The sequence below is a fragment of the Actinoplanes sp. NPDC051861 genome, from assembly GCF_040681145.1.
Taxonomy (GTDB): Bacteria; Actinomycetota; Actinomycetes; order Mycobacteriales; family Micromonosporaceae; genus Actinoplanes.
The window spans coordinates 1-5,591 of record NZ_JBFAYE010000042.1; the positions used below are offsets into that span (position 1 = coordinate 1).

The 5,591-nt window shown below is 63.7% G+C and carries 4 protein-coding genes and 1 pseudogene; 3 read left to right on the top strand and 2 right to left on the bottom strand.

Annotated features, from left to right (window positions below; translation table 11 throughout):
- Nucleotides 1-307 precede the first annotated feature (307 nt).
- Nucleotides 308-850 carry a hypothetical protein gene (locus AB0M02_RS46635; protein WP_364238979.1) on the bottom strand — a complete coding sequence of 181 codons (543 nt, stop codon included), beginning with the start codon at nucleotides 848-850 and terminating at the stop codon, nucleotides 308-310.
- 211 nt (nucleotides 851-1,061) lie between these two features.
- Between AB0M02_RS46635 and AB0M02_RS46640 the strand changes: the two genes are divergently transcribed.
- The gene (locus tag AB0M02_RS46640) at nucleotides 1,062-1,601 is read left to right on the top strand and encodes a DUF4240 domain-containing protein (RefSeq protein WP_364238980.1); all 540 of its coding nucleotides are present in this window, start codon (nucleotides 1,062-1,064) and stop codon (nucleotides 1,599-1,601) included.
- 36 nt (nucleotides 1,602-1,637) lie between these two features.
- Here the strand turns inward: AB0M02_RS46640 and AB0M02_RS46645 are convergent, their stop codons facing one another.
- Nucleotides 1,638-2,399, bottom strand: coding sequence for a class I SAM-dependent methyltransferase (locus AB0M02_RS46645; protein WP_364238981.1), 762 nt, complete (start codon nucleotides 2,397-2,399; stop codon nucleotides 1,638-1,640).
- 1,265 nt (nucleotides 2,400-3,664) lie between these two features.
- Here AB0M02_RS46645 and AB0M02_RS46650 point away from each other — a divergent pair.
- Complete coding sequence (locus AB0M02_RS46650; RefSeq protein ID WP_364238982.1) at nucleotides 3,665-4,846, top strand: HEAT repeat domain-containing protein; 1,182 nt, start codon at nucleotides 3,665-3,667, stop codon at nucleotides 4,844-4,846.
- Between the two features lie 517 nt (nucleotides 4,847-5,363).
- Nucleotides 5,364-5,591: pseudogene (locus AB0M02_RS46655) on the top strand (hypothetical protein); the annotation flags it as partial.

Here is a 5,591-nt window from a genome sequence, read left to right on the forward strand (position 1 = left end):
GGTCGACTGCTGTCTTACCGGGAGCCTCGTCCTATGTCGACTCCCGGGCTCTGCCCCTGCCGTGACCTGCACCGTCACGATGAAAAAGGCTCAGTAGGAAGGCAGTCAGGTAGATGTGCTCGTACTCGTCGCTCTCGCCAGTGTCCGGACCTTCACGCCAGACCCTTTCGAGGTCGAATATCTCCCGCAGCATCGCGTGGTGGGCACGAGGGGCACCGACGTCCACCATCCGGAGTGCTTCCCGGCGCGAAGCCGGAGTCGACAGGTCCACAGACTTGGGCACGCGTGCACGGTAGTCCAGCGCGGCTCATCCACGCGGCCCGTCAGCAACTCGCCAGAACCGGACCAGGTATTCTTCGCGCACATCGATGGCCTTCAAAGCATCCTCAAGTGCGTCCCATTCACGGCGAGCCGGGTCGAATCTTGCGAAGACCGCAGTGCGGGCCCGCGCAAAAGCTTCGCCGTTCCGGCGTGCCAGCCGCACATGGTAGCGACCGGGCTGGCTGAGTGAGAACCCTGTATCGGCTCCGCCTGCAGAAATTTGATTGAGCCCGATGGTTCCTCCGTTGCCGAAGCAATCCATACTCACGGTGACAACATCGTCTTGCCAAGGTCCGCAGGAATCCTCCGGCTCCGGGCCCGGCTCACCGTCCCATTCCTCCAGCCGAAGTACGGCCTCCTGGTTGTCGAACGGGGTCACGATGAGGATCTCGGAACGCCCAGCCGTCACCCAGGCGCCGTCGCCGTGCCCCACAGGCGCGAGTCCTTCTCCGAAATCTTCATTGACCAAACCAAACATGCGGTGATCGAGCAGGGTCGTAATGGTGACCTCGGACAGCCGTTGACCCACAAGGGCACCCTTTGGTTGAACGGAGCCAGCCTTCGCAAGGCGGCTGACTCTCTGAACCTACGCAGTCCGCACGACGCGTGCCGCCACATCGACGGATGGGCATGCTCTCATCGGCGCGACCGGACGCGGGCTGCCTGGCCCGAGTTCTTTGCCGGTTGCAGCGCCCGATCGGCGGCATGACAGTGCGTACGGGATCTCGTAAAGTCTGCCCGTGGACGAGGCATCCTTCTGGCGAATGGTCGAGGATGCCCGCTCAGAGGCTGGTGCCGACACCGAGCGCGTCGCTCAGGTGTTACTTCGCCGCCTTCGTGTGTTGCGCCCGGATGCTATCTGGCAGTTCCAGGAACTATGGGGACAAGCGCAGGACGAACTTTATCGTTGGCCCATCCTCGACGCCGCGACCCTATTGCTCGGGCCCCTCGCCGACGAACTCGCCGTGCAGGACTGGATCGTGTCGCATGGCAAGCAAACGATGCGAGGCGTCCTGGAAGATCCCGACAGCCTGGTCACCTTGGCGTCCGACAGGCACAACGCTCGAATCGATTGGTTTTGCGGCCTTCCCATGGAAGCGCACATCGCCGCTACCGGGGCTCCGCTCCCGGCCGACGGGCCTCTGGGCCCGGACGAACCGCACGGAAAGCAGACCGACCTTACGAACGAAGTCGAGGTAAGACGACGTTTCCCCAGACTCGCCGCTTACCTGGACGACAATCGATGGATTCCGCGTCCGTGGGAGCGTTCGTCCGGCTGACCACACGTCCCTCACGGCGGCAGATCCGTGTTGTGACTAGCTCGCGGTGGCGGCGGCGATGACCCGCCGGATCCGATGGCTGAATTCAAGCACTCGCACGCCCTCGTCGTGCAGGGCGCGAAGCGCAGGATCAGCGCCAGGGTCCAATGCCACGGCCTCCTGCCACAAGGCATCTTCGACCGCCTGCCAGCCCGGCCGCTCGTCGACGACGACGTCGGCGAACCCCGCCCGGTTCAACCCGGCGTACAGGTCGACGGACCGCAGCCGGTCCGGCACCCGATCGTCGCCCCGGTCGACCGGCTCCCAGCAGGTCAGCACCACCCGCCCAGCCGGGGCCAGGACCCGGCGAATCTCCCGGTAGACCGCGTCCGCCGACTCGACGAACTGGACGGCGTCAATACACATCACGGCATCGACCGACGCGTCGGCCAGCCCGGTCGCCGTCAGCTCACCGACCTGGAACCGCGCTACCCGACCCAGCCGTTCGGCATACTCACGCGCCTGCCGGACCGCCTCAGCGGAGAAGTCGACCCCCACCAGGTCCGCCCCGCTGCGGTGCGCCACCTCAAGCCCATAGCCACCGCGCCCACACGCCAGATCCACCAGCACATGCCCCGCCGACAACCGCAACGCCGCGGCGACCTCGCCGACCGCTTCCCAGGACAGCAGACTCGTGGACAACAGGTGTGCGGGAAGACCGAGATGCCGTCGCACGATCTCGTCCTTCACCGGCGACCCCACCATCGCCGAGTACCACTCATCGAAATACTCCGCCGACAGCAGCCGCCCCGTACCCATGGGACAAGTCTCGCAGCCGACCACGTTCAACGGGGCCCCGCGCGCCGCAGCCAATGACGCTCGATCTTCATCCAGCAGGCACGCCGACCACGCCAGCAAGGCGCTCGCCCCAGGGCCGCAGACCTAACCGCCAACGCAGGTCCGCCGGCCGGACCGCCGCAGCGCTCTGGCGAAACCCGTCTCTCAGTACACGACCGCCATGATCGGATGCACTGACGTCGGCACAAGCGGACATCGGCCGGCGCCAAGCGGCCCATGACACTCAGTGGCGCGCGACTCGCGGCACAAGAGTGCGTTCATCAAGGCGCCGCCGAAGCGGCTGCGATGAACGCTCGCCCTTGACCGGACCATCAACTCTTGATGGGTTGACCAGCCAGTAAGTGGATCGCGCCTACGGCCATCACAACGATGCCTATGACGACCACGAATACGCGCACAAGCCCCACGAGCCTCTGAAATGTACCTGTCCCCTGCTGGACGTTGATGCCGAAGAACTCAAGGTTGCTGATCAGTAGTGCATGCGCAAGCCGCTTGCTCGCTGCAACGATCGTGATGCCGCCAAGCGAAATATGGCGAAGATGGTCTCCCCTGACAAAAGCTTGTCGCCTTTCCTAGCTGAACGGCGTCAGCACTACGCGATGCGGAAGCAATCCGGCGGCGCGCCGGTTCACCACGCGGCGAGCGACAGGTGATAGGGAACCCGGCGGTCGGGCGCCCGTTCTATTTCAGGAATGTACGCCAATCGATCATCAGCGCGTCCATTGTTCCGCCGACCAGCATGATGGCGCCTAGGGCAAAAGCCAATATGCGTGAGCACAAGATGCTAAATCTATACTCACGAGTTCCTTCTCGAATTTCCCGACCAAAGATCTCGCGGTTGGTCGTGATGGAAGCGCGAGCGAACCGCCGATTCAGGAGGACGCCCGAAAGCCCTGCAAGTGCGACAAACGCTGAAATGACTCTGTCCAATCGTCCTCGCTCTCTAAGGGTCAGCCCAGTCATCACCAATCCGACGGCCAGCGCACGTCGCGTGTACAGAGGCCGGGCGGCAGCGGGCACAGCTTCTCAGCCTCGACGTCGACGGTTGCGAGCCCGGTTGCTGTTACGGAGCAAGGCAGGCGCACCGTCAGACTGAACGCCGGCATGGCAAGCCGTTGGCCCAAGGTCGGTCACGACCGAACAGCGGCATGAGAGTCAATTCGGTGAGATGAAAGCGAAACGACCCTCCCGCATACCCGTTGTCGTCCTGGTCTCGCTTCCGAATAATGACCGCAGTGGAAGATCGCTTGGTTCATCCGGCTGAATCCGCCGTCGACGAGGGCAGTGCCTTGCTGCGGGCAGCAACAGCCGCCGGATACGGCACGCGTGTCCGAGAACTCCTCGACCACGGCTGGCCTGACTCTGCCGGTTACGACACCGAACTGATGCTGTGGGCCGCGGACTATGGCGCCTACCAGGTAATCCACAACCGGCTCGACGAGTACACGACGAAACCGATGTTGCACCTTGCCCGCGGCTGGGTCGATGTCGACCCCGTGGCAGAGCTGAAGCGCCGGCTCGACGACGCGCACGCCGTGGTTCAACGTCAGGTCGTCGCGGTCGACGTCCACGAGAATGCGGAATGCATCCGGGCAACATCGGCCGACGGCCGGTGGATCCAGGTACAGACGGCTCATCTCGCTATCGTGACCTACATCGAAGAACTCCTCGGGATCGGCGCCTCACTCGACGAGTTGAAGGCGCGGGCCCTGTTGGACCGCATCCCGAACTCGGTCAACTGGAACCAGTCATGGCACTCGGCAACCAAGCGGTTGGACACCGTGGCGACCACGCGCTGGGCCATGGGCGTCCTGCAGGATCCCGACGCTCGCGCGCGGCTGTTCGCCGCCGAGGTGCTTCACACCCTCGCTGTCGGCCCGGCGCCATGCCGCGACGAGGTTCTCCTCCTGCTGAGGACCCGCCTGACCGCTGAGTCGGACGCCGACGTTCTTACCAGAGTGATCACCGCCTTCGCCGAGTACAACGATCTCGGTCTTCTGCCCGAGATCGTGGCGCATGCCGAACACCACGACCCACGGGTACGCCGACAGGTCGCAGAAGAGCTTTCATCCGCGTTGATGAATCCCGCCTCGATGTCGGCAGGCGCGGACCTCCTAGCCGCTCTGGCCAGTGACCACGACGGGCGCGTACGCGCGAGCGCAATCAGGGTTCTGTGCACCCACGCGTTCGAGCACCCGATGACCGGGCGGGCTATCGCGACCAACCGTGATGACCCCGACCCCTACGTCAGACCGGAGGTGCTATCAGCTATGGCGCGCGCCGGAGACGCCACGGCTTGTACCGAGTTGGCACGCCTCGCTGACGAAGCTGAGCCCGGCAGCCAACTCGCCATGATGGCCTACGACGCGGAGCATTGGGCGCTGAAAATTGCGTCTGCCGACGCCTGAAAATCATCCGATTAATCGGGCCACTCAGCAATTCTTTGCTGATTCTCCAAGAGATTTCTCGGAGAATTTGCCGGCCCCAGAAATACTCACTCTCTTCGGCTGCGAGCGGCGTCGGCCTGCCCTCGGCCACCGTGACGCCTTGTAGCGAGCGGGATCGCGGCAGATGAGTTCGTACGCCTGGCAGAACAATCGACATCAAGAATAGAAACCCGTCCAGTAATGCTCAGAGCTGACCGTGAAGTCCTCTGGCCGGTTCTGGCGTAGCCAGCGGTAGCGCTCGACGAACTCGTTGAGAGCCGGAGGGATGCCACATCCACGACTGCGTCGTATGGCCTGCAAGCCATGGATGATCCGATGCTGGAGGATGTGACTATCGACCTCGGGCCAAGCGTCCACGCGACCATCATGCCAGGGCCGGATCCCACGCCCGATTTGCGGCATGTGAGGGCGTTTGCAGCAGTGCGCGAGAGATCATGCTTTACCGTAAAGTCGTATTCATGGACCATCAAGGATTGCCATGACAGACGAGCCAGCCTGGCCGTTTGAAAAGCTGTCTGCCCTACGGCTCGGCCGACGCCTGGCGGTTGAGGTGCCCGCTTCGGATCCGGGCCGGCGTGCCTTCGTCGACATCACGCCGCACAAGGTCGACCGGGATGAAGAGGCTCGCCGCAAGGAATGGACCCACACAAGCACTGTCCGGTCTTTCAAAGTCGAGCACCGAGAGTACAACGCAGACCTGCTCGAT